Genomic DNA, 22,745 nt, shown 5'->3' on the forward strand with positions numbered 1-22,745 from the left:
GTGAGTACTAATCAAATAATTTTAACGGATCAAGGTGATAATTATGTAAATGTCTGGAGTCACGTGGCTCAAGATCTTTACAATCATTACGGTGAAACTCTGTATAATAGCTGGTTTAGTAAAGTCAATTTTATAGAATCTTCATTAAATACCGTTATTCTTTGTGCACCTACTAACTTTGTTAGAGATTGGATAAAATCCAAGTACTCTATGGTCATATTGCAACTATTTCAACATTATAATAATACCATTAAATCAATTGAAATAATTACTAAAGAGTTACCTGGAACAACCCAAACAGTTATAGAATTACCTACTAAGACTTTTGCCGATATCGGCAGCAGTGAACTTAATTCAGCAAATATCTTTTCAACCCTTGATGTACGTTTTACTTTCGATAATTTTGTGGTTGGAGCCCCAAATGAGCTAGCTTATGCAGCAGCAAGAGCAGTTGCGGAATCATCAGGTGCGGTTTCTGAGTCTAATCCGCTTTTTCTATATGGCGGCGTAGGGCTTGGTAAAACTCATTTAATGCATGCAATCGGTTGGTATATCAAGCAGAATAACCCAAACCGCAAAGTGATATACATGTCGGCAGAAAAATTTATGTATCAGTTTGTTAAAGCTCTGCGTAACAAAGAAGTAATCTCGTTTAAAGAGAAATTTCGCTCAGTTGATGTGTTAATGATTGATGATATTCAATTTATTTGCGGTAAAGATAGTACGCAGGAAGAATTTTTCCATACTTTTAATACATTGATTGATAATAACCGTCAAATGGTTATTTCTTGTGATAGGTCGCCTTCAGATTTAGATAATATTGAAGATCGGATAAAATCTCGTCTTGGATGGGGCTTAGTTGCCGACGTTCATAGCACTACTTATGAGCTGCGACTCGGCATTCTAGAATCTAAGATTGAGCAGATGAGTGTTAAAATACCGAAAGACGTAATTGATTTTTTAGCATCTAAAATCGTTTCAAACGTTAGAGAACTTGAAGGAGCGTTAAATAAGGTGATTGCTCATTCTAATTTTACTTTAAAAGAAATTACACTCGAAAATACACAAAATATTTTAAGAGATTTATTACGTTCTAATGAAAGAATAATTACCGTTGAAGATATTCAGAAAAAGGTAGCTAGTCGTTATAATATTAAGTTATCCGATATGTCTTCGTCGCGGAGATTACGAGAAGTTGCAAGACCGCGTCAAATAGCTATGTATCTTAGTAAAGCATTAACGCTGAAAAGCCTTGCAGATATCGGTAAAAAATTCGGTAAAAAAGACCACACGACGGTTATGCATGCTATTAAGAAAGTAGAAGAATTACTGAAAAACGATATAGAATTACGCGAAGAGATTAATTTGCTAATGAAAATATTGCAGAACTAAATATCATACCGTGGTCAAGCTGACTTTGTTGCATGGCTCACTTCCATCTCTGTCATCCCGCGATTTGATCGCGGGATCCAGTTAAAAATACTAATAATATTAGTATTTTTAGTTGTTTTCTAGATACCATGGTCAAGCCACGGTATAACATTGAACGGGTTTTTCGATCCACGCAAGCAAGCCTGCGCAGGAATGACATAGATATATACCAAATGCTCTCAAAAAACAATTCAGTAAAAGAACTTTTTTCAAGATTATCCGGAAAATACCGGATTAACAGAATTATAGATAATTATGGTTACGGTGAGGGGGTAGCATATTTCCTATCTGAAAGTTTAAATGAATTAATCTATAAAGAGGAATTGCAAATTCACTATAACGACTACGATTATCAAATCCACGCTAATAAAGAATATAGATACATTTTTAAGAATAATAATATTACAAAATATTTTATTGCTCCTGCAAATAGCTTATTTTATCAATTAAAATTTGTTGATACGGATAGTGTATACTCAAATGATTTGGAGAATTGGAATGTAAAACGAGGAGCGAGCACACACAGCCTATACTTAATAGGTGAGCATGCGAGTCCTCCGAAGTTTTGCAAAAACAATTCTTCAAAGCAAAAGAGTATAAAAGCTGTAGGTAGTCACTTATGCGACAGCGATCAATATAATGCTACCTATATATTTTTAAATCCTGATTCTTTTACTCTTAGCTACCAAGTTCTAGGACCTCAAAAAGACTATAATATTAATACTGTTTTTAATCGTATATAGTATTAGTATGTTCTCCCATTAGTTTAAAATATTTTTTCATACTATCGTCTATAGCAGTTGTTTTTACATCCATATCAGTTGTTTCCAAAGCTTGATTACTATCATCATCATTTTCATTATATATATCTCTTTTTTTAGCAAGGGATAGTTTTAATCTCTTTCTAGACGAGCTAGGAGAAATAGTTTGATTAAATTTTAAGGTAATATCTTTTAATACTTGTTCTTCTACTGTCTTAGTACTTGTAATATATTCAGGTGCATCAATGTCATACCATTCTTTTATTTTATCACATAAAATTTGTAGAATTTCGGGTAATATTTTTTTGATTTCTTTCTTGCGAGATGCTTGTTTTTAAGCTAAAAACTCTTCAATATTTTTTAAGCTTCCAGTAAATTCACAATAAGTTATTTCAATTAAATCCTTTAACCCTTGAGGAAATTCCTTTTTTTCAAGAAGTTTAGTTTTTGTGAACTTTAAATTATGTTCTCCTGCTTTACAAACTAAAGCAGCTAAATTTTTATTTAGTGAATTTAGCAAATCTGTAGGGCAATGTTCTAGTTTATTAACTTTTTCTAAAAAATGTTTGATGTCATTGATTTTGATATTATCTATATTTATTTTTGTTTTTATAATTTTGTATTAAAGCTAAAGTATCAAATACCAGTGCTATATTTGCTAATTTATAATTATTTAATTTTTCACTAAGCCATTCTATTAATATATTACCTTCTTTGACAAGTAATAGATTGCCGTTTTGTACATTTGTAGTGTCATAATCTATTGGACAGGAATTTGGTAACACATATTTATAGTTTTTAAGTATACCCCTTATTTGAGCAATAGTATGTGGTACAAACATAGGAAAAAACTCCTTATCTGATAAAAATATACTACTTTTATCAATAAGTTCTAGAAACATTGGAGCTGTAAATAAGGTTGTATTATTTCTATGCATCTCAACTATAAATAGCAAATGTGTCAACTTTTCAGCAAAGTAATTTAGTTTTCGTGGTAATTCTTCTATATTTTGCGTCGATTCTTTAGCATGTACAACTTCAAATATGCGTTTTATAATAGCACATTTATATTCGTGTTCTTGCTCAAATTTAGATAAAATTTCACCATATTTTCCTAAGCCCGGTACATCTGTTTGTACATTACCGGTTTTATAATGTACTATATGATTAATTGTAAAAGTTTCTTCTTTAGTATTTGCTATCTTCATATTAGTAGATAAATCACTGTTTGTTTCTTCTAAAACCCGGTGCTTTAACTGATTTTTATTGTTCCTGCCAATCATTTCAGCAAAAGCTAAAAATCCTTTAGAATTATGTATTGTAAAAATGGGTTCTTACTTGTGCTTTTTAAGTTGATATTACTATTTTGCAATTCTTCTAATAATACTCTTTTGACATGATCAGCAGTAATATTCTTGTTTAAAGTAAATATCTTAGGAATAGAGCAATTTGGATTAAATACGAAATGCAATAGCTTTTGATAATCCGTATCATTGATATTTTCTTTGTTCTCATCTTTAAATAATTTATTAAAATGTTTATTAAAAACAGTTTTGATAATATTAAAATTTTCTTCATAATAATCATTATCTAAGGTTAATATTTCAGATTTAATTTTCTTATAAATATTTCTAATAGTAGAATATTTAAAAAATCTATCGGCTAAATTATGTAATATTAAACCGAGTCTAAGTTTTAATCCTTCAGAAGTACTTATATAATTAATATTTAGTATATTTCTAAGTAAAAAATCAAGATGTTGAGGCGAAGTACAATTTTCTTTTGAGTCCTCATCAGAAGAACTATCAAAGTTAATATATTTTAGCGGCATTATTTATAGTAGAATTAAGGTTTTAATTATCAGGAAAGTATATTTTTATAAATCCCAGTAAAGTATTTGCAATTTCATTAAGATTATACGAGTCATTTGTATAGGATAAGTCATCTATATTATGCCCTGTAAAGGTAGTAGATGCACTTTCAATATCCTTAAGGTTATAGTTTACTATATCCTTAATCTTTAAAGTTTTCCTGTATTTCCTTCAAAACAATCCATGAATGCTAACGCTTTAACTCTTTCATTTTTTGCAAGATACTTCAATAGTTCTTTTTTTCCATAAGCCATTATTATCTTCAATATTATCTAAATCTTTCATTACTGATGGCATCATTTTATTTACTTCATCATAACTTAGGGTCGATGTCATAATCACTAGATTTAAGCATATCTTATACCATTATAGTTATAATCTTAGCTATATACTAAAATATTAATTATTAATCAAGTCTTCTTTACTAATAGTTACAATTTTATTTTATAGGTTAAATTTTATTAAGTTTATATGGATAAATTTATTGACAATTATTAACTTTTATTATATATTGCCGCACAATGTAAATCTTTACGGTATTGTTATGGCAGAAAAAATTGATAATGCAAAAACTAATAGAGTACTTGCACTTTCCGGCGGTGGAATTAAAGGTATATCCGAGTTAATGGTACTTATAGAAATCGAGGAGAGAACAGGAAAATCTATTTCTGAACTATTTCCTATTATTTCCGGTACTAGTGTCGGTGGTCTTATCGCTGCATTATTAACAATTCCGAAAGAACCAGGTTCAAAAGAAGCAAAATATAGTGCTAGAAAAGCCCTTGAGATATTTAAGTCGAGTGCAAGTGATATATTTCCTGATACTTCCTTAGGTTCAGTTAAGCAGTTATTTACTCATAAATATAGTCAGAAGCCTTTAAAAGAATTATTAGAAAAATATTTAGGCGATAATAGAATGGACAATACTACTTCCCGCCTTGTTATTCCAGTAAATGATTTGACTACTAACGGTGGAAAATTAGCAATTTTTGACAGCTTTCACGGTTATAGCCCTCATGTTAGGGTAAAAGACGTATTACTTGCAACAACAGCGGCACCTACATATTTTAAACCTATTATGGATCAAGCGGCCGTGCAAGGATATGATTATGCTTCAGGTACTCCTTATGCATATGCAGATGGGGGACTCGATGCTAACAGACCGGCAAATGAAGTTTTAAAGTTGCTTAAAAAAGGTTATATACATAAAGAGCAAAATCATATACGCGAAGAGAAAACCCTCACACGTGAAGAGCAGAAAGAGATATTAGACAATACTATGGTTTGTGCATTCAATTTCAGTAATGACATCGAACCTACGAGTGCCATACCTAAAATCGGCTTTGACGGAGTAATAGGTTGGCTTGTGAAAGGAAAATTAGTAAGCAGACTTATGAACAATATGGAAAATTCTTCCACTATCGAGGTTAAAAATGATTTACCAGGAGAAGATGAATTTTTTGAAATAGGATTACCTATTACTAAAAAGACTGCAAGTTTAGATGATGCAAGTCCTAAAAATATTGAAAGATTAGAAGAAATAGGACGTAAATATGTGCAGGAGAATAACGAATTAATTCAAAAATTATGCGATAACTTGCTTGATAATTTACATAAAGAACAAGCGACTAATCAAACTGTAGATTTGATAGATGAAGGCTTTGAAGAAGAAGAGAATATAGAAAACAATAAAGAGGCAATTAATAAACCGATAGCTCAAGCTCTAGACTCTGATGATGAAGGTTTTGAAGAAGATACAGAGTATGAAAAAGAAGAATTATTAACCGGCATTAAGAAATTTTTCAATGCATTTAGTGAGCAGAATCCAACGTTAAAAAACGATATAGATAACTTTTTACAGAAAGCAGAAAATTATACATTAGAAGAAATTAAAGAGTGTATTGTCAGTTTTGAAAAAGCTAGTTTAAAATGGCAAAGCGAGCAGAATAACCTTGATGTATTTAGTAGTTGTAGTATGGAAGCCTTAAAAGAGGATATTACTCTTGAGGGTGAAGAGCATACAGATGATGTACCAGGTTATAATGAGATTGTAGCATAATATTCTTTTGCCTCCCTAATAAAGAGAGAAATTAAAAATTCTTAATGTCATTCCCGCTTTCGTGGGAATGACATTAAACGAGCCATGCAACAACGCCCACAGCTGCTCGCAATGACAACACCTGTTTTTAGTTAGGAATGCTTGACTTTTTCTTATATAAAACCCAAATACAGTAAAACGAAATAGCAGAGCTAATACTTAAAACGAAGCATAATAAAGCAAAATTGCTTATCGTTTCGCCGTGTATTTTAGAAACCAAATAAGTTACAGCAGCGATAACTACGTAGTATATTGCACCGAATATTGAGCCGGCCACAATACCTGTTACTTTAGCATAATCCTCCAGTGCATAACGAAGCGTCATAGGGATAAGTAGATTATGCCCAACCATATGAATCATCATCGGTGCAAATATCATAGCGATTGTAAGACTTTGATTAGCTGAAACAAATAACTTTTTTATCGTTTATATGGCGTTTTTTTATCAAATACCCTCCTAAAACCCCTCCAAAGATAGCGGCAAAAGATAAAAAAAATGCTAATTTACCGTAAAAAGACGGTATAACTTTCATTTTATCAATAAAAATAAAGGGAGCTTCTATGAAAAAGCCATAATAATCCCTAATAAAGCTATAGGCCTCCTGCCGTAAATATCCGATAATCTCCCAAGTGTTAATATACCAAGAGCAAATCCTAAAAAATATAATGTAGAGGTAGTTTGAGTGATACCGCCGTTAATACCGAAATATTTGGTTAAATTCGGTAATCCTGAAGCGTAAATTGTCTCCGTGGTCGGTGATAAAATAAATACGCATAGAAGCATCCATGCCGAAATTTTTGCAATAATTTTCATAAGTGTTGTAATATATGGGTTGTCACCACGTGGCTTAACCACGGAGTCCAGTTAAAATACTAAAATTACTGGATGCCGTGGTCAAGCCACGGCATGACACAGTGAGTTTTATCTATCCGCGCAAGCAAGCCTGTACGAGAATGACATCTATAAGCTAGGATAATAATACTTTAAGTATTTAAATATTAAACCTAAAATGTACTATATCCCCGTCCTGCATTTTATATTCTTTACCCTCTAAACGCATTTTGCCTACTTCCTTGGCTTTTGCTTCACTACCGAGATTTATATAATCTTCATAGCTGATAACTTCGGCTCTAATAAAGCCTTTTTCAAAGTCGGTGTGAATAATACCGGCGGCGGCAGGTGCAAGTGTACCGTCTTTAAAAGTCCAGCTATGAGCTTCTTTAGGACCTATGGTAAAAAAGCTTTTAAGGCTTAAGAGATTATACCCTTCTTTAATGACTTTACTAAGCCCTGTTTCATCTAAACCTATAAATTTTAAGAACTCTTCTTTTTCTTCCATGTTTTCAAGTAAAGCAATCTCAGCCTCTATTTTTGAAGAAATTACAACGCTTTTAGCATTTTCTTTCTTTGCTCTTTCTGCTACTAATTTTGTAAATTCATTACCGACAACGGCATCTTGTTCAAGTACGTTACATACATATAAAACGGGTTTAGAGGTAATGAACTGCAATTGCTTTAAATTATCAACTCCTAAAGCTTCATTTAATACTCTTGCAGGTTTACCGTCTGCCAGTACTTTATAAACCTCTTTTAACGGCTCTATCTGCTCTGCCATTGTTTTATCGCCTGACTTCAAGCGTTTTGCACTTGTTGCTAAACGCTTTTCAACCGATTCTATATCGGCAAGTATTAACTCCGTTTCAATAATCTCGAGGTCATGTAACGGATCGACTTTATTATGTACGTGCGTTATATCCTCATCTTCAAAGCAACGCAGTACGTGCAGTATTGCATCGACTTCCCTGATATGAGATAAGAATTTATTACCAAGCCCCTCCCCTTTACTTGCTCCTTTAACAAGCCCTGCAATATCAACAAACTCAATATAAGACGGAATAATTTTACCGCTTCCAGCTAAATTTGCTAGTTTATGTAAACGCTCATCCGGCACTAAAACTTTGCTGCTATTAGGCTCAATAGTACAAAACGGATAATTAGCGGCATCCGCAGCCTGGCTTGTCGTTAAGGCATTAAATAACGTCGACTTACCGACATTCGGTAACCCAACAATTCCAAGTTTTAGTGTCATAAATTTTTCCGTAAATAATACATTATAGAATCTTTTTCGTAACCGTGCATAGCAAATTCAATTTTATACCCCAGTTTCTCATAAAACGGTTTTGCTTGGAAGTCCATAGTAACAAGATGAATAAAATTACAGCCTCATTCACGTGCTAAATCCTTGGCCTTTTGCATTAGTAAAGTACCGTAATTTTGGTTTCTTATATTTTCATTAACAAAAAGTGAATCAATATAAAATCCCCTCAAGAACTCATACCGCTAATTCCTGCAACAAAATTTTTATCCTGATCTAAACAGGAAAATGAAAAAGATTCAATATCTCCTACTAACCCCTTTTTTTCTCTAGCATCTTTGTTCAAAGCCTCAATAATTATAGTTCTATGAGTTCTATCCATTTCATCAGCATAAACAATTTCAAAATCTTGCTTCATAAATTTTTCCTTTCTATGTCGTTCCCGCGTGGCATTATTGCGTGGATCGGTTTATCCGTCATTGCGAGGAAAATTACGAAGTAATTGACGAAGCAATCTCAGGAGTTTTTTATTATTTCCTGAGATTGCCACGCAGCCTACGGCTGCTCGCAATGACGATTTTGGTATACATTAAATGCCTCTAACTTATTTTCTAATATCAAACCAAAATTATTAGCTATTTTATCTATAGCTTGCAACGCTGTTTCATACTCCGGTTTAGAGAAATTATTAAGTACGTAATCTGCTATATCCTGATTATTTTGCGGTCTACCGACTCCAATTCTAATCCGGTTATAATTATTACCTATAACCCCATCAATCGACTTTAAACCGTTATGCCCACCGTCACCGCCACCCGTTTTAAATTTTATTCTACCTGTTTCTAAATCAATATCATCATGAATAACAAAGATTTTTGCGGGGTGGATATTATAATATGTTTTCACCGATATCACTGACTTACCGGATAAATTCATGTAAGTAGTAGGCTTTATAAAAATTATCTTTTGTCCATCCTTAGTACTTTCAGCAATCTCGCAATTGAATTTTTTCTTTGTACTAAATGATGAATTATATTGCTCTGCTATTTTCTCTATAGCAATAAAACCAATATTATGCCTCGTATATTGATACTCTTTTCCCAGATTACCAAGACCAATAACAAGAATCATAATAATTTACCTAAAATAAATGTGATGGAAAATTTTTGAAGAAATATGATTTGGAAGAAGTGTATGAACATTCAGAATGTCATTCCTGCGTATGCGGGAATCCAGTAAAAAGCCTTAATATTGCTACACATTATTGACAAAATAAACCTAAAAAAACTAGTATTTTATAGGTTTTACTGGATTCCCGCATACGCAGGAATGACATAAAACGCGCTAACCAACAACGCCTACGACTCCTCGCAATGACGAAAAAACCGGCCCATGCAACGTCTCCTCTGCCGGAGCGATGTTACTTCCCTGCTTCAGCGGCTTGTTGTTCCCCTTCAGCTTCGGTTTTTGCTCCTCTACGTCCTATAATCGTTGCAAGAACAAATTCTTTTTTTGTAGCAAAACTACATCCTTTCGGTAATTCTATTTTTGAAGATTTTAGCGAAGTAGCAATAGGCATATTGGTAACGTCGATAGTTACGTTTCTTGGGATATTATTAACATCACATAATAAAGTAACTCTTCTTTTGACTATATTAAAATATCCGCCTCTTTTAACGCCCAAAGCTCTTTCTTTCCCTTCATATACTACAGGTACTTCCATTTTTTGGGCTTTTTCTTCTAAAAAGACAAAATCCACATGGCATACTATATCCGTCACGGGATGCAACTCCACAGCTTTCGGTAATACTTTATATTGTTTCTTATCAATTGTTAAATTAATTAACTGAGAGATAAAAGCCGGCTTTCTATAATATTTAGTTATTTCCTTTTCTTCTAAAGAAATACTAACAGGTGTTTTACCCGCTCCGTAAATAATAGCCGGGACACGCCCTTCTCTTCTCAATGCTCTTGCTGCTCCCGTACCGAATTCCGTGCGGGATTTCGCTTCAAGTTCTAATATTTTACTCATTTCTCTAAATACTCTAGCTTTAAAATAGATCATAATAGTTGTAAGTAATAAAAAATTCAAGACATATTTGTAAAATACCCAATATACTTTACTCAATTCCCAAAAATTTGTGAGTTTGTAAAGATAACCTAGCACCGCTTTCTAGTACTAATTTTACTGCTAACTCATTATTTTCGTCATTAAGTCTTTGGTCGTTTTGATCCATAGGTTGAATAAAAACCGGTATATTATAAGCTATTTGTCCTACTTCCGGTATGAAACTATATTCCATAATATTTTTAGCAACGATAAATTTCACCGCACTAATTTTAGGCAGTAAATCTTCTCTTATTTTACTATAACCGTTTTTACCCGCTTTCGGCGAACAAATTATAGACACTTCATTTGGCAAAGAGCGATATAACGTACCGTTAGTCTCTATTTGGACTTTAAAATCCAGGTCTAGTAACTTCCAGCATAATAATTCTATAGGTTGACGCATCGGCTCACCGCCGGTTATTACTACTAAATTAATTGATTTTTCATTTTTAGAATTTAATACCAAGCCTTCTACTTTATTTAAAATCTTATCTATATCTACTAACTCAAAATCCTCAAACTCCGTATCACAAAAATTACAAGCAAGATTACATCCCCCAAGCCTAATAAAGATCGCAGGGCAACCTACAAAAATGCCCTCCCCTTGTATAGTCTTAAAAATAGACTGTACCTCTAACTTAGTACCATCACCGTTTAATATGCTTCTTTTAGGATTTTGTCCGAACATTTTCAGTATTAATATGTATTCAGCATTCCCATTATAGCAAATAGCTTAAAAAAATAATAGAGTTGTTTGCTCAATAAAAATTTAATCGAGTTCTACAATATTATTCATAGGTGCATCACCTAAAGGAGTTATCTCTAACTTATCATTTATAATAAAAGGCTGATAACTCTTTCCTGATTCTGAATTTTTATTACATGTAAATTTAATATGAGGGCTAGTTTCAAGCAATCCGAGCATTTCAGCATTTACTCCAACGCTGCTACCTTCAGGGATATGAAATTTAACCGCATCCCCATGTTTTATATTGAACTTGAAGTTAGTATCAGTAGGAGCTGCAAAAAAATTAGTGTTTTTCATAGAATTTTAATTTTAGATTGAATTTACACCTAGAATATGAATTTTTCTTAAAAAATCAATAACTAATTTAGTTTTAATTAAAAATTTATTTACTGATAGTATCTATGTTAAGGTGCGTATATAAGCCTTAAAAAAAAACTTGCAATAATTAATAAAAAAACTATTATCTAGGTTTCATCGGTAATATGGCTTTGGTATGCCTAAATTATTACCGGCAAATCTAGAAATACCAAAATAAGGAAAAATTATGCCTAAATTAAAGACCAAATCCGCTGTAAAGAAGCGTTTTCAACTTACTGCTAGCGGCAAGGTTATTGCATCTCAAGCACGTAAAAACCACTTTAGACGTCGTCGTACTAAAGCTCAAATTCGTAACCTTAGAGGAACTACAATACTTTGTCCTCAAGACGGATATAATATTAAAAAATATTTTTTACCGTACGGTATAAATTAATTAATTAGGAGCTACAGCAATGACACGTGCAAAATCAGGAAAAATTGCCAAAAATCGACATAAAAAAATCCTCAAATTAGCCAAAGGCTATAGAGGTAGAGCTAATAGCTGTTTTAGAGTAGCTATTGAAAAAGTAGAAAAAGCCCTCCAGTATGCTTATAGAGATCGTAGAAACCGTAAGCGTGATTTTAGAGGCTTATGGATTCAAAGAATAAATGCAGCAGTAAGAGAACATGGGCTTGTTTACTCTCAATTTATGGGAGCTCTTAAAAAAGCAGAAATTGATATAGATCGTAAAGTACTTGCAGAACTTGCTGTCAATAACAGTGACGGATTCGCAAGTATCATAGAAAAAGCAAAAGCACATATTTAGTTTAATTATCATCCCGTGGTTGACCACGGGATCTCAGGACACAGGCTGTGATACAAGATCCTGTAAAGAGACCATGGGATGATATATTTATAACAATTAATTTTTATTTTCGTTCGGTATAAATATTATGAAACGTACATTTCAACCTAGTAACTTAGTTAGAAAAAGAAGACATGGTTTTAGAACTAGAATGGCTACTCCATCCGGAAGAACAATCTTAAGAAGACGCCGTGCTAAAGGTAGACATAAATTATCTGCTTAAAATAATCTGACTTATCAAATTGTCTATTACCTCTTTAAAAAATCAAAAAGAATTTGAACTTATAAATAAATTTGGAAAGAAGTTCCATGAAAGATATTTTATTTTGGTAATAGCAAAAACACTTCCTAAAATTTTCCTTGAATCAAAATATAACGTCTTTTTAGGGATCAAAGTTAGCAAAAAGCTAAATAAAAAAGCCATGGTTCGCAATAAAATTAAAAGGCGTATACGACATCTAATTAGAATTATTGTTAGTGATTCTAGCTTCAAGGCTATAAAATTCGCAATGATTATTATTCCAAGAAAAGGATTTGAAGAGATAAACTTCTCACACTTGAATTATGAATTAAGTAAAATGATTCTAAGAAATATTTAGATTTTATTGAATGACTTGGCATTACCAGCGTGGATCAAAAAACGCATTCGGTGTCATACCGTGGCTTGGCCACAGTATCCATAAAACAACTTAAAATACTAATAATTTTAATATTTTTAACTGGATCCCACTACAAGCTCGCAGGATGACACAAGAAGAATCGAACCATGTAATAACACCTGCAGTTGCTCGCAATGATGACTTGGGTATCCATGCAACGATGCCGAGCTTGTAGCAAAATTCAGACTTTATTTTTTATTACTTATGTTCCCTCTATCCCCTCTCCTAATACCGGTACTTCTTCTACTACAGTAAGTGTTGTATCTATAGTAGTTTCTTCAGACGTAATAGTATTTATAGTAGAATTATAATATTTTTTTACTAATTCAATAACTTCCCAATTATGCTTCTCTTCTGCCGTATAAATATTATAGCTGTTTACCTCTATATTAGGATGCTTAAGTACAATATCTAGAATTTCTAGATTGCCTTTTTTTATAACTGTATTAAGATTATAGAACTCTATTTTCGCAGTACTATGTTCAAGTACAGTTTTTAGAATATCTAAATCACCTTTCTCTATAGCCTTATTAAGATTACATGATTCTATTTTTGTAGTACTATGCTCAAGTACAGCTTTTAGAATATCTAAATCACCTTTCTCTATAGCCTTATCAAGATTATATGATTCTATTTTTGTAGTACTATGTTCAAGTACAGCTTTTAGAATATCTAAATCACCTTTCTCTATAGCCTTATCAAGATTATATGATTCTATTTTTGTAGTACTATGTTCAAGTACAGCTTTTAGAATATCTAAATCACCTTTCTCTATAGCCTTATTAAGATTATAGAACTCTATTTTCGCAGTACTATGTTCAAGTACAGCTTTTAGAATATCTAAATCACCTTTCTCTATAGTCTTATTAAGATTACATGATTCTATTTTTGTAGTACTATGCTCAAGTACAGCTTTTAGAATATCTAAATCACCTTTCTCTATAGCCTTATTAAGATTACATGATTCTATTTTTATAGTACTATGCTCAAGTACAGCTTTTAGAATATCTAAATCACCTTTCTCTATAGCCTTATTAAGATTACATGATTCTATTTTTGTAGTACTATGCTCAAGTACAGCTTTTAGAATATCTAAATCACCTTTCTCTATAGCCTTATTAAGATTATAGGAATTTACTTTAGTATTACCATAATTAAGTAAACACATTAATAGCTTAGAATTCCCTTGCTCTATAGCGTCATCCATACTAGTATTAGTGTATAATCCTTTCTGATTTAACATAGTCTCTATCTTGCTTAGAGAAAATTTATTAAAATTATATGTTTCTAAGGTGAAAGCTCTACTAAATACGCTGATTAAGTCAGCGTATGTTAATCCTTTCGGCTTTGTTTCTATATTTAAGTTAAATATTTCGGGATATGATTCATGATATTCCGCATGAATATTTTTATAAAATTTTACAAAAGCTTCATATTCTTTATGTAGAAAAGCCGGCAACTCCTCGATGCTTTTCATGTTTTTAATTTTATTAGCACTTAAAGAAAAACTATAAATTTGATCGTCTAATTTATAGCTTATACTAAAATCTGACGCTGCTAATAAATGAAAATTATCTCTTATATATTCAATCAGTGAAGAGTCATTTTTTGTTCTAGCATCGTAATTATTTTGAGCTAATAGTATAATATTTGCATCGCTGGCTTTATTATAAGTGCATAACACCATATTGCCCTGTATCCAATCTAAATGATGTTGAGCTGCACCTGAATGACAAGAAAATATGTGAACAATATTACATTGATTTTCAGTGGTATTATTTTGTATTTTATTAAGCAGTGTAATATCTAACATAGAAGTTGTACCTTCATCAGAAAATATACTCATTGATAAGTAAGAAGGCTCAGGCATAAAATATGATTTAATTTTTCCCCATAAACCTAAATTAGTAGGTTTATAGAAAAACTCTGATCCATGTGCATTTATAAAATATTCACTACCTGTACCTGAAGGTAAGTCAGCTAAGGTTTTTATTTCCTTGATATCAGGATTTTCATTTTTCATACTTATATCCGGGCCTTTAAGCAATATTTTTTGCATATTTACATCCTTATACAATTAACTTAGCTACCATATTCTATGGAATTACCATAGAATATGGTAATCTTTAAAAAAGTCAAGATAGAGTTGATATTTTTATTAATAGCTGTTAAGTTTTTAATAAGGAAAAATCATATAAAACTATATATTATCAATAAAAATTTATAGTTAATAATTATAGATAATAGCATTAAAAATAAGACTATAAAGTAACCGGCGAAAAAGGATAAAAATAGAGTGTAGAAAGAACTTGCAATATTGTTTATTAAATCTCCGGATCAGTATTTCCCAATATTGTTATATCTGAATTACTATCCGTATTTTCTTCCATAAAATTTAAATTGAGTGCAATAGTGTTATTTAAAAGAATTTCAGAAGTTATTCCTTTGTGAATTACTGATTGACCATTATTTATATTTTCTATTATACCTTTTGAAACAATATTTGATCCTAGAGTTAGTAGACCAGCGATATTCAAAGACCTTCCTGCTTCTATCATTAAGGTGGCATCCGAATTGAATGAGATATTATTAAAAGTCACATCTGATGCTATAGTTAGGGTAGTACCAATGAATTTGATATTATGAGTATCCATAGAGTCTAAATGAATATCTAAACAATCTTCAACCTTTATTTCTTTTAAATAATTTTCTTGTGCCTCTTTTGACATTTCAAGTAACTCATTTTTAGAAATAGTCATTTTTTCTGCTAATTTATATAGATTTTTATCTTTTAAGAGATCTAATAAGAATTTTTTACTAGGTAACAACTGCAATAGTTCCTTATAAGTTATGGAATCAGAAAACCATTTTATTAACTTCCAATTTTCAAAAAAGAATTTTTTATCATTTTCTTCTGTTAGTGTTCTATAGAATTTTATCCGCTCATCATTTACCGTAAAATCATCGGATAATTTTTTGAGAGTTTCTTCTAACCTATCTAATATTGCTAAATCAAAAAAATCATTACTGTTATGTATTTGGTCACTATTAAGAGTAAGGATTGTACTATTTCCTGCTATTAATTCACATAACTTCTCTAACTCATTACCAACTACGTAATCAATATCTTTAACACTAAGTTGCTTTTGTTTAAGTAATTTTTGAATATTTTCATTAAGAAGATAAGCTGCTTTTGTATCATTTATTGCTTCAAGTTCATTTATGCCTTTTTACTTATCATCTTCATAATAATTACGGGCAATTTCAAATAATCTTCTTACTATAATTCTAGCTTCAGTTATATTATTTTCCCTGGAATAACTACTAGCTACTATCTCTAACAATGGATAGTTTGAAATAATAGATTCTATTTCTTCTGCACTTAACATTCCATCTTTAACTAATAAATGATCCTCCGTCTTTTCTATTGATGATTTAGATCTTAACGCTTGTACCTCTGCACTTAATTGTTTATAACTGTCTATACTTTCCGTATCTTGTTTTTTCTTATAAGCATTTTCTATTTCTTTTTGCTTTAATTCATTACTCTTACTCCAGTTATAAGCCTCTTTTTCTTCTTCATTTTCAGGTTGACCATTTTTAATACGCTCTATTTTATTCTCTATTTCTACAATTTTTTCTTTTATAAATTTAGAAGACTAAATATATATATTGCTTGTAAAAATTCATCATCTACATTTTTATTTTTATCTTTAACATACTTCCTAAATTCTGATTTTAATCTAAAAAACTCTTTCATAACTTCAGCATTTTCAATAGGCATCGATAATTCAAGGTACTTTAAATTATTATAAAGATACTGAAAATTTTCTTTTTGCTTTTCATAATCAAATAAAAATTCTGCTTTTATATACTCTTCAATAATATCAATAACACTTAATATAAAACTCGTCTTTTCTACTTCAAAATCTAATTCGCTCACATTTAAATCCTAATTATTATTAAATTGAAATTTAAGAAATTTTAACTTTTGGTAATATAATAATTAAGATAGTGTCAATGTCATATAGTCAATTCAATTGGATTTGCATACAATGAGCAAGGAGCGCGAAACCTATAACTAGTAGGAGAGCGACGAGCAACGTAGTAGGCGAGTCCAAATCAATTGACTATAAAATACGGTCATTGATTTTTATGTAAAATTCTATCGAACTATTCTCAATAAAAACTTACAACCACTTTCGTTTCTTAAAATATTTATAGGTAATAATTGTAGATAATAGCATTAAGAATAAGGCTATAGGATAACCATACGGCGATTTAAGCTCAGGCATTACGGTAAAGTTCATGCCGTAAATACTGGCTATTAAAGTGGGTGGGAGAAAAAATATAGTAACCAATGAGAAAATTTTAATAATATTATTTTGTTCCATTGCAATCATACCAAGTGCTGCGTCTAGGGTTCTTGCAATCTCGCTAGATATAAATTGTGAAAAATTAATTATTGAGTCTACATCTCGAAGCAATGTATCTAATAGATCCTTAGATGCTTTATTTTGAGTTATTTGTGGAGATTTTAAAATATATTGAATAGCCATAGTTAAAGAAAATAAACACTCACGGCTTTTAGAAAGTAAATCACCTTTTCGACCTATTTTCTTTAATACATTGGTATGATCTATACGCAAATCATTAATGTTATTATCAAGTATTAAACGTCCATAATCATCAATATCCATACTAATCGACTGTACAATATTCGATAATCTTGTTACCATATTACGAAGTAATATAAATAAAATATTTTCTGCATTATGTTTGTTATTAAGCTGCTTAGCAAATTTATTTATACAGTCATTAAAGGGTATTAATTCTATGTAACGAACGGTTATAAGACAACCTTTATATAAAATAAATACTATAGAATGTGTTTCAGGCAATTCTTGCTCTTTATTAACGAGTTCCGTAATAGTGAGATATAACGCCTCATTTTCAACATATAACCTCTCGGAAATCTCAATTTGCGATATGTCCTTTAAAGTCGGTATTTCTATATTTAATGTATTTTTTACTATTACTTTTTCTTCATCGGTTATATTGAATAAATCAATCCATAATGTGGATTCATTAATAATATATTCTTCATTTTTTACTATAGAATTATTTTCCTTTAAATATGTAGTTATCATATAATCTCAAATATATTTTTGTAGAGATTAACAAACTTCAATCTTTAAAGCAACTTAAAGCTTTTATTCTCGTAGATGATTCCTATTATTTTCTAAATAACAAGTAATACACAATATAAAACCAACCAAAAAATCCATGAATGATAGCCCATAATATCGATTTGTTCACATTAAATGATATTACTATTACAAGTATTGTTCCAAGAGAAATACCACCGTATCCTAAATAATTCATATATTTTACCCTTAATATTTTTTAATATTATTGTAGGATATTTATTATATTTTATTGCTTAAAAACTACTTTATGGGACTGTTAACAAAATAGCTTTAATTGATAATTAAAGCTATTTTTTAGCGAAAATTAATAAGATTTTTGAGAGGATATATCCTATTTCAAAAAAATCTTATAATTTATAGCTAAAAAGAGCAAGGAATCCACAAGACGAGGAATGACAGCAGTTATTAAATGTTCAGCATCCGAGGACTTACAAAGACATTGCTGCCAATTTTTTAAGTTCTATCTGAATATACGTTCCTTACAAAAGCAGAACTTTATATATTAATTATTTTTTTGTAGTAAGATTCCAAATTTTCTCTGCTTTGCTTCCAAGCCACCAAAAGCTTATTCCTAGAATTGTAAAAAATACTGCTTTATGAGTTGTATTCAAAAAATCTTGTATATAAATTAATAAATAAAAAAGTAACTCCAAATCCTTTAGTTACCGAATTATCTTGTTTTAAACCGTGATAAATAGCTGCTCCGGACATTAAGGCAAATAATAAAGACCAATGAAATAATTCTATCGGCTTTACCGACTTTAAGTAATAATCTTCAGGGTCATAATTTCCAAATATTGATAATAACCACATTGTAATAAATGAATATAATAAACCAACTACAAGAGTTACTTGAGTAAAATGATTGAATTTTTTATTTTCTTCTAGTGCAAGAGCAGAGAATGTTAATATTCCTCCAAATAATATAAAACGTAATGGATAATTCATACCTAAGTAATATGCTCCCCATCCTGACATGTACCCGGTTTCTGCTCCCATCCAACTACCTATAAAGCAAAGCACCAAATTAAATTTGATTTAGAGAAATATCCTAATAGGGCATAAACAATAAAAGATACAAGCAATAAAATGGAAAAATGTCCCACCCCCTGAATCAAATGCTTTTCCTAGTTGATAAATAGCATAAACAGTGGTTAAGACCCCTAAAAATAATACTGCCCCATTGCTAAAAATTTTCTCTGGTTTTTGTTGCTGTCTTTTAAAACCAACAAAATAAATTATTCCCGATAAAGTTGATAAGGTAATAAATTTCAGCAGATACGGGGCATTAAAAATATATTATAATAATTCGCGTAGATAACGATCAGACAAAATAGCATTAATAGCAATAACTATACATATTAAAGAAACCCAAAAAGAATATCTAGCTAATTTCTTCCAATCAAAATTTAATATTTCTATATCGTTTTTAAGTAATATAGTCGTATTATCATCAAGTAAACCAGTGTTATTCTATTCATTTAATGCTGAAAAAAGTATCTTTGCCTGTGATTTAGCAATTTTCATAAGTTAATCTAAATATCTCCCAAATTTTAATAGAAAGATATTATTAATATAAAAATATGTCAAGAATTACTAGATTCTGTGGACAAACTACCTTTAGAAGGAGGATATGCAAGAAGTCTATTTTTTTATTTCGACTACTTTTCATTTATTAGGAGTATATTCCTTTCTTTTAAAAGGAGTATGTAATACTACTTTTAAAAGAAGTTTAACATAATGAGCATCCAAGATAAAAGGCGGTTTCCATCTTGTATACAAATTTAATTTATTTTTTTATTTTTGCTATTCTTCATTTGCTTGCAGTATACTCCGAAGTAAAATGAAGAGTAGTATACTTCGACCCAACTTGGCATTGTTGCGTGGACCGGTAAAATCCACTGTGTCACCTAGTTCGCTTGACCTCGGGGTCCCATAAAAACAATTTAAAATACTAATAATATTAGTATTTTAAGCTGAATCCCACGCTACAAGCTCGCCCGCGGGGGGGGATGACAATGGAAAATCGATCCACACAACAACATTACACAACTTAGAAAAGAGTAATCTAGCTGTAAGCTGAAGGAGTGGCGGCAGTTATTAAACGTTCAGCATCTGAGGTCTTACAAAGACATTACCACCAATTTTTCAAATAAAATAGATTTCTTGCAAAATTAACTTCTAGAGGTAATTTGAAGGAAACACGGAATGCAGAACCGCAGCGTAGTTAATCTACGTGAAGATTCGAGTCACCGGATTGACGTACAAATTACCTCTAGAAGTTAATTTTGCAAGAAATCTAATGAGTATATAAGCAAATAAGTTTTGTTACTCATTACTTTAACTCTTCCTTTAGAAAAGATAGTATTGTTTTTGAAAAAAGATATAGGAAATTGAAGAAAGAAAAGAAAATTATAGCCTTAAAAGCAAACAATTAGTTAAAGATAGTGACAGTAAATATTTGGACTGAGTAATTACTTATATAAATATAAGCAATATACTAATTTAGTCTTTAAGGAGGTAATCCAGCCGCAGGTTCCCCTACGGCTACCTTGTTACGACTTCACCCCAGTCGCTAATTTTACCGTGGTTGGCTGCCTCTTGCGTTAGCTCACCACCTTCAGGTAAAACCAACTCCCATGGCGTGACGGGCAGTGTGTACAAGGCCCGAGAACGTATTCACCGCGGCATGCTGATCCGCGATTACTAGCGATTCCAACTTCATGCTCTCGAGTTGCAGAGAACAATCCGAACTGAGATGTCTTTTAGGGATTTGCTCCACGTCGCCGTCTTGCTTCCCTCTGTAAACACCATTGTAGCACGCGTGTAGCCCAACCCGTAAGGGCCATGATGACTTGACGTCGTCCCCACCTTCCTCCGGCTTATCACCGGCAGTTTTCTTATAGTTCCTGGCATTACCCGCTGGCAAATAAGAATGAGGGTTGCGCTCGTTGCGGGACTTAACCCAACATCTCACGACACGAGCTGACGACAGCCATGCAACACCTGTGTGTGGTCCAGCCGAGCTGAAGGAAAGCATCTCTGCGATCCGCGACCACCATGTCAAGGGTTGGTAAGGTTTTTCGCGTAACATCGAATTAAACCGCATGCTCCACCGCTTGTGCGAGCCCCCGTCAATTCCTTTGAGTTTTAATCTTGCGACCGTACTCCCCAGGCGGAGTGCTTAATGCGTTAGCTGCGAAACCGAAAGAGAATCTTCCGATATCTAGCACTCATCGTTTACGGCGTGGACTACCAGGGTATCTAATCCTGTTTGCTCCCCACGCTTTCGTGCATCAGCGTCAGTTGTAGCCCAGATGATCGCCTTCGCCACCGGTGTTCCTCCTAATATCTAAGAATTTCACCTCTACACTAGGAATTCCATCATCCCCTACTACACTCTAGATTAGTAGTTTTGAAAGCAATTCCGAGGTTAAGCCCCGGGCTTTCACTTCCAACTTACTAAACCGCCTACGCACTCTTTACGCCCAGTAATTCCGAACAACGCTAGCCCCCTCCGTCTTACCGCGGCTGCTGGCACGGAGTTAGCCGGGGCTTTTTCTGCAAGTAACGTCATTATCTTCCTTGCTAAAAGAGCTTTACAACCCTAAGGCCTTCATCACTCACTCGGTATTGCTGGATCAGGCTTTCGCCCATTGTCCAATATTCCCCACTGCTGCCTCCCGTAGGAGTCTGGGCCGTGTCTCAGTCCCAGTGTGGCTGATCATCCTCTCAGACCAGCTACAGATCGTCGGCTTGGTGAGCCGTTACCTCACCAACTACCTAATCTGACGCGGGCTCATCCATCAGCGATAAATCTTTCCTCCATAGAGAATATATGGTATTAGCTTTTATTTCTAAAAGTTATTCCATACTGATGGGTAGATTCCCACGTGTTACTCACCCGTCTGCCACTAACTAACTGGAACAAGCCCCAATTAGTCCGTTCGACTTGCATGTGTTAAGCATACCGATAGCGTTTGTTCTGAGCCAGGATCAAACTCTCAAGTTTGATTCTGTCAGTTTTACTTATAAAAAATTGACAGGTTTAATTATCACTTTTGTGATATGTACATGTTTACTGTCACTATCTATATCTAATTATTTACTTTTAAAAACAACTGCAACTTTTTTTCATTTATCGCTTTGGATAGGTGTAGTTATATGCAATATAATCAGACCTGTCAACTACAATTTTGAAATTATTTTATTTTTTTATTTAATGCCTATTTATTCAGCAAATCCTCTAACAATTTTTCGGATGGAGTGCCACCGTTTAACACTAAATTAGGGTTATTTAAAACCTCATCATCAAAGGGTTCAAAAACCTCCCTCTGTATAATTATCTTGAAGGTGAAAGTCTTTTTTTATCACGCTTTACAAATATTTTTTTACTTTCTCTACATAACTTTGGGAATTTACCGATTTTTGAGTCGATGGTTTTTTAAGATTGTTTACCATATTACGTATCTTATTCGGGATAGATTCTTTTTTTGCTTGTTCTTGATGATCTAACATCTGCTGCATATGCATTCTTGGATGGGTAACTTTTGGATCATCAACACCCCCTTGAGGTACTGTAGATTTTGCTTGCACTT

At 32.1% G+C, this 22,745-nt stretch carries 23 protein-coding genes, 1 rRNA gene and 5 pseudogenes; 8 read left to right on the plus strand and 21 right to left on the minus strand.

The features are described 5' to 3' along the window. Together dnaA and AB1146_RS00010 are read left to right on the plus strand one after the other, a co-directional pair. Entirely contained in the window at positions 1-1,392 is a 1,392-nt protein-coding gene (gene dnaA / locus AB1146_RS00005; protein ID WP_010421951.1) for a chromosomal replication initiator protein DnaA, read from the plus strand. 212 nt (positions 1,393-1,604) lie between these two features. Continuing rightward, positions 1,605-2,174, plus strand: a complete 570-nt coding sequence (locus tag AB1146_RS00010; protein WP_010421949.1) for a DUF6314 family protein — start codon at positions 1,605-1,607, stop codon at positions 2,172-2,174. 352 nt (positions 2,175-2,526) lie between these two features. Here the strand turns inward: AB1146_RS00010 and AB1146_RS00015 are convergent, their stop codons facing one another. From AB1146_RS00015 to AB1146_RS00030, 4 genes are all read right to left on the minus strand, one after another. Continuing rightward, positions 2,527-2,712 carry a hypothetical protein gene (locus AB1146_RS00015; RefSeq protein WP_010421947.1) on the minus strand — a complete coding sequence of 62 codons (186 nt, stop codon included), beginning with the start codon at positions 2,710-2,712 and terminating at the stop codon, positions 2,527-2,529. 67 nt (positions 2,713-2,779) lie between these two features. After that, positions 2,780-3,475: a hypothetical protein gene (locus AB1146_RS00020; protein WP_010421945.1), complete on the minus strand. Its 696-nt coding sequence runs from the start codon at positions 3,473-3,475 to the stop codon at positions 2,780-2,782. Positions 3,476-3,486: 11 nt separating this feature from the next. After that, entirely contained in the window at positions 3,487-4,023 is a 537-nt protein-coding gene (locus tag AB1146_RS00025) for a hypothetical protein (RefSeq protein WP_010421942.1), read from the minus strand. Positions 4,024-4,270: 247 nt separating this feature from the next. Further along, positions 4,271-4,399: a hypothetical protein gene (locus AB1146_RS00030; protein ID WP_269572118.1), complete on the minus strand. Its 129-nt coding sequence runs from the start codon at positions 4,397-4,399 to the stop codon at positions 4,271-4,273. Between the two features lie 208 nt (positions 4,400-4,607). Between AB1146_RS00030 and AB1146_RS00035 the strand changes: the two genes are divergently transcribed. After that, positions 4,608-6,122 carry a patatin-like phospholipase family protein gene (locus AB1146_RS00035; protein WP_010421939.1) on the plus strand — a complete coding sequence of 505 codons (1,515 nt, stop codon included), beginning with the start codon at positions 4,608-4,610 and terminating at the stop codon, positions 6,120-6,122. Positions 6,123-6,249: 127 nt separating this feature from the next. Here the strand turns inward: AB1146_RS00035 and AB1146_RS00040 are convergent. The 9 genes and pseudogenes from AB1146_RS00040 to AB1146_RS00080 form a co-directional block, all read right to left on the minus strand. Beyond that, positions 6,250-6,975: pseudogene (locus tag AB1146_RS00040) on the minus strand (hypothetical protein). Positions 6,976-7,153: 178 nt separating this feature from the next. Continuing rightward, complete coding sequence (ychF, locus tag AB1146_RS00045) at positions 7,154-8,251, minus strand: redox-regulated ATPase YchF (protein WP_010421936.1); 1,098 nt, start codon at positions 8,249-8,251, stop codon at positions 7,154-7,156. Beyond that, positions 8,248-8,418, minus strand: a pseudogene (locus tag AB1146_RS00050) (GNAT family N-acetyltransferase). The gene ychF and the pseudogene AB1146_RS00050 overlap by 4 nt, the downstream one beginning before the upstream one ends. A gap of 12 nt (positions 8,419-8,430) precedes the next feature. After that, positions 8,431-8,490: pseudogene (locus tag AB1146_RS00055) on the minus strand (GNAT family N-acetyltransferase); the annotation flags it as partial. Beyond that, positions 8,490-8,675 (minus strand): annotated as a pseudogene (locus AB1146_RS00060) (GNAT family N-acetyltransferase); the annotation flags it as partial. The pseudogenes AB1146_RS00055 and AB1146_RS00060, both read right to left, overlap by 1 nt. A gap of 137 nt (positions 8,676-8,812) precedes the next feature. Beyond that, positions 8,813-9,388 (minus strand): aminoacyl-tRNA hydrolase, encoded by a 576-nt coding sequence (gene pth, locus AB1146_RS00065; protein ID WP_010421926.1) that lies wholly within the window; start codon positions 9,386-9,388, stop codon positions 8,813-8,815. Between the two features lie 289 nt (positions 9,389-9,677). Continuing rightward, positions 9,678-10,289 (minus strand): 50S ribosomal protein L25/general stress protein Ctc, encoded by a 612-nt coding sequence (locus AB1146_RS00070; RefSeq protein ID WP_010421924.1) that lies wholly within the window; start codon positions 10,287-10,289, stop codon positions 9,678-9,680. Between the two features lie 88 nt (positions 10,290-10,377). After that, positions 10,378-11,055 carry a 7-carboxy-7-deazaguanine synthase QueE gene (locus AB1146_RS00075; protein WP_010421922.1) on the minus strand — a complete coding sequence of 226 codons (678 nt, stop codon included), beginning with the start codon at positions 11,053-11,055 and terminating at the stop codon, positions 10,378-10,380. Positions 11,056-11,136: 81 nt separating this feature from the next. Continuing rightward, complete coding sequence (locus AB1146_RS00080; protein ID WP_010421921.1) at positions 11,137-11,412, minus strand: hypothetical protein; 276 nt, start codon at positions 11,410-11,412, stop codon at positions 11,137-11,139. Positions 11,413-11,659: 247 nt separating this feature from the next. On the opposite strand from AB1146_RS00080, the gene rpmI reads away from it, so the two are divergent. The 4 genes from rpmI to rnpA all read left to right on the plus strand — a co-directional run bounded on the left by rpmI (position 11,660) and on the right by rnpA (position 12,877). After that, positions 11,660-11,866 carry a 50S ribosomal protein L35 gene (rpmI, locus tag AB1146_RS00085; protein WP_010421919.1) on the plus strand — a complete coding sequence of 69 codons (207 nt, stop codon included), beginning with the start codon at positions 11,660-11,662 and terminating at the stop codon, positions 11,864-11,866. Positions 11,867-11,885: 19 nt separating this feature from the next. Further along, complete coding sequence (rplT, locus tag AB1146_RS00090; RefSeq protein ID WP_010421917.1) at positions 11,886-12,239, plus strand: 50S ribosomal protein L20; 354 nt, start codon at positions 11,886-11,888, stop codon at positions 12,237-12,239. Between the two features lie 127 nt (positions 12,240-12,366). After that, positions 12,367-12,501 (plus strand): 50S ribosomal protein L34, encoded by a 135-nt coding sequence (gene rpmH, locus AB1146_RS00095; protein ID WP_010421915.1) that lies wholly within the window; start codon positions 12,367-12,369, stop codon positions 12,499-12,501. A gap of 19 nt (positions 12,502-12,520) precedes the next feature. Then, positions 12,521-12,877, plus strand: a complete 357-nt coding sequence (gene rnpA, locus AB1146_RS00100; RefSeq protein ID WP_010421911.1) for a ribonuclease P protein component — start codon at positions 12,521-12,523, stop codon at positions 12,875-12,877. 262 nt (positions 12,878-13,139) lie between these two features. Here rnpA and AB1146_RS00110 read toward each other — a convergent pair whose 3' ends face one another. The 4 genes from AB1146_RS00110 to AB1146_RS00125 all read right to left on the minus strand — a co-directional run bounded on the left by AB1146_RS00110 (position 13,140) and on the right by AB1146_RS00125 (position 16,880). Further along, a complete protein-coding gene (locus AB1146_RS00110) occupies positions 13,140-14,996 on the minus strand; it encodes an ankyrin repeat domain-containing protein (RefSeq protein ID WP_010421909.1) in 1,857 nt (618 codons plus the stop codon). 265 nt (positions 14,997-15,261) lie between these two features. Then, positions 15,262-15,765, minus strand: coding sequence for a hypothetical protein (locus AB1146_RS08455; protein ID WP_010421906.1), 504 nt, complete (start codon positions 15,763-15,765; stop codon positions 15,262-15,264). A gap of 402 nt (positions 15,766-16,167) precedes the next feature. Continuing rightward, positions 16,168-16,326 (minus strand): hypothetical protein, encoded by a 159-nt coding sequence (locus AB1146_RS00120; RefSeq protein WP_010421903.1) that lies wholly within the window; start codon positions 16,324-16,326, stop codon positions 16,168-16,170. Positions 16,327-16,580: 254 nt separating this feature from the next. Beyond that, on the minus strand, positions 16,581-16,880 hold the full coding sequence (locus AB1146_RS00125) for a hypothetical protein (RefSeq protein ID WP_010421900.1): 300 nt from the start codon (positions 16,878-16,880) through the stop codon (positions 16,581-16,583). Between the two features lie 84 nt (positions 16,881-16,964). Here AB1146_RS00125 and AB1146_RS08460 point away from each other — a divergent pair. After that, positions 16,965-17,080, plus strand: a pseudogene (locus tag AB1146_RS08460) (palindromic element RPE2 domain-containing protein); the annotation flags it as partial. A gap of 47 nt (positions 17,081-17,127) precedes the next feature. On the opposite strand, the gene AB1146_RS00135 reads toward AB1146_RS08460, so the two are convergent. From AB1146_RS00135 to AB1146_RS00150, 4 genes are all read right to left on the minus strand, one after another. Continuing rightward, complete coding sequence (locus AB1146_RS00135) at positions 17,128-18,087, minus strand: magnesium transporter CorA family protein (RefSeq protein WP_010421898.1); 960 nt, start codon at positions 18,085-18,087, stop codon at positions 17,128-17,130. Positions 18,088-18,741: 654 nt separating this feature from the next. Continuing rightward, complete coding sequence (locus AB1146_RS00140) at positions 18,742-19,125, minus strand: hypothetical protein (RefSeq protein ID WP_198005282.1); 384 nt, start codon at positions 19,123-19,125, stop codon at positions 18,742-18,744. 1,535 nt (positions 19,126-20,660) lie between these two features. Next, positions 20,661-22,159, minus strand: a 16S ribosomal RNA gene (locus tag AB1146_RS00145). A 365-nt stretch (positions 22,160-22,524) separates the two neighbouring features. Then, positions 22,525-22,743 (minus strand): hypothetical protein, encoded by a 219-nt coding sequence (locus AB1146_RS00150; protein WP_010421894.1) that lies wholly within the window; start codon positions 22,741-22,743, stop codon positions 22,525-22,527. Between the last annotated feature and the right edge of the window lie 2 nt (positions 22,744-22,745).

The organism is Rickettsia helvetica (assembly GCF_963970025.1).
GTDB classification, from domain to species: domain Bacteria; phylum Pseudomonadota; class Alphaproteobacteria; order Rickettsiales; family Rickettsiaceae; genus Rickettsia; species Rickettsia helvetica.

Coding starts and splice junctions, on each gene's coding strand:
- AB1146_RS00010 (WP_010421949.1), top strand. CDS start 1,605: ATGCTCTCAAAAAACAATTCAGTAAAAGAACTTTTTTCAAGATTATCC.
- AB1146_RS00020 (WP_010421945.1), bottom strand. CDS start 3,475: ATGATTGGCAGGAACAATAAAAATCAGTTAAAGCACCGGGTTTTAGAA.
- AB1146_RS00025 (WP_010421942.1), bottom strand. CDS start 4,023: ATGCCGCTAAAATATATTAACTTTGATAGTTCTTCTGATGAGGACTCA.
- AB1146_RS00030 (WP_269572118.1), bottom strand. CDS start 4,399: ATGACATCGACCCTAAGTTATGATGAAGTAAATAAAATGATGCCATCA.
- AB1146_RS00035 (WP_010421939.1), top strand. CDS start 4,608: ATGGCAGAAAAAATTGATAATGCAAAAACTAATAGAGTACTTGCACTT.
- ychF (WP_010421936.1), bottom strand. CDS start 8,251: ATGACACTAAAACTTGGAATTGTTGGGTTACCGAATGTCGGTAAGTCG.
- pth (WP_010421926.1), bottom strand. CDS start 9,388: ATGATTCTTGTTATTGGTCTTGGTAATCTGGGAAAAGAGTATCAATAT.
- AB1146_RS00070 (WP_010421924.1), bottom strand. CDS start 10,289: ATGAGTAAAATATTAGAACTTGAAGCGAAATCCCGCACGGAATTCGGT.
- AB1146_RS00075 (WP_010421922.1), bottom strand. CDS start 11,055: ATGTTCGGACAAAATCCTAAAAGAAGCATATTAAACGGTGATGGTACT.
- AB1146_RS00080 (WP_010421921.1), bottom strand. CDS start 11,412: ATGAAAAACACTAATTTTTTTGCAGCTCCTACTGATACTAACTTCAAG.
- rpmI (WP_010421919.1), top strand. CDS start 11,660: ATGCCTAAATTAAAGACCAAATCCGCTGTAAAGAAGCGTTTTCAACTT.
- rplT (WP_010421917.1), top strand. CDS start 11,886: ATGACACGTGCAAAATCAGGAAAAATTGCCAAAAATCGACATAAAAAA.
- rpmH (WP_010421915.1), top strand. CDS start 12,367: ATGAAACGTACATTTCAACCTAGTAACTTAGTTAGAAAAAGAAGACAT.
- AB1146_RS00110 (WP_010421909.1), bottom strand. CDS start 14,996: ATGCAAAAAATATTGCTTAAAGGCCCGGATATAAGTATGAAAAATGAA.
- AB1146_RS00120 (WP_010421903.1), bottom strand. CDS start 16,326: ATGTTAAGTGCAGAAGAAATAGAATCTATTATTTCAAACTATCCATTG.
- AB1146_RS00135 (WP_010421898.1), bottom strand. CDS start 18,087: ATGATAACTACATATTTAAAGGAAAATAATTCTATAGTAAAAAATGAA.
- AB1146_RS00140 (WP_198005282.1), bottom strand. CDS start 19,125: ATGTCAGGATGGGGAGCATATTACTTAGGTATGAATTATCCATTACGT.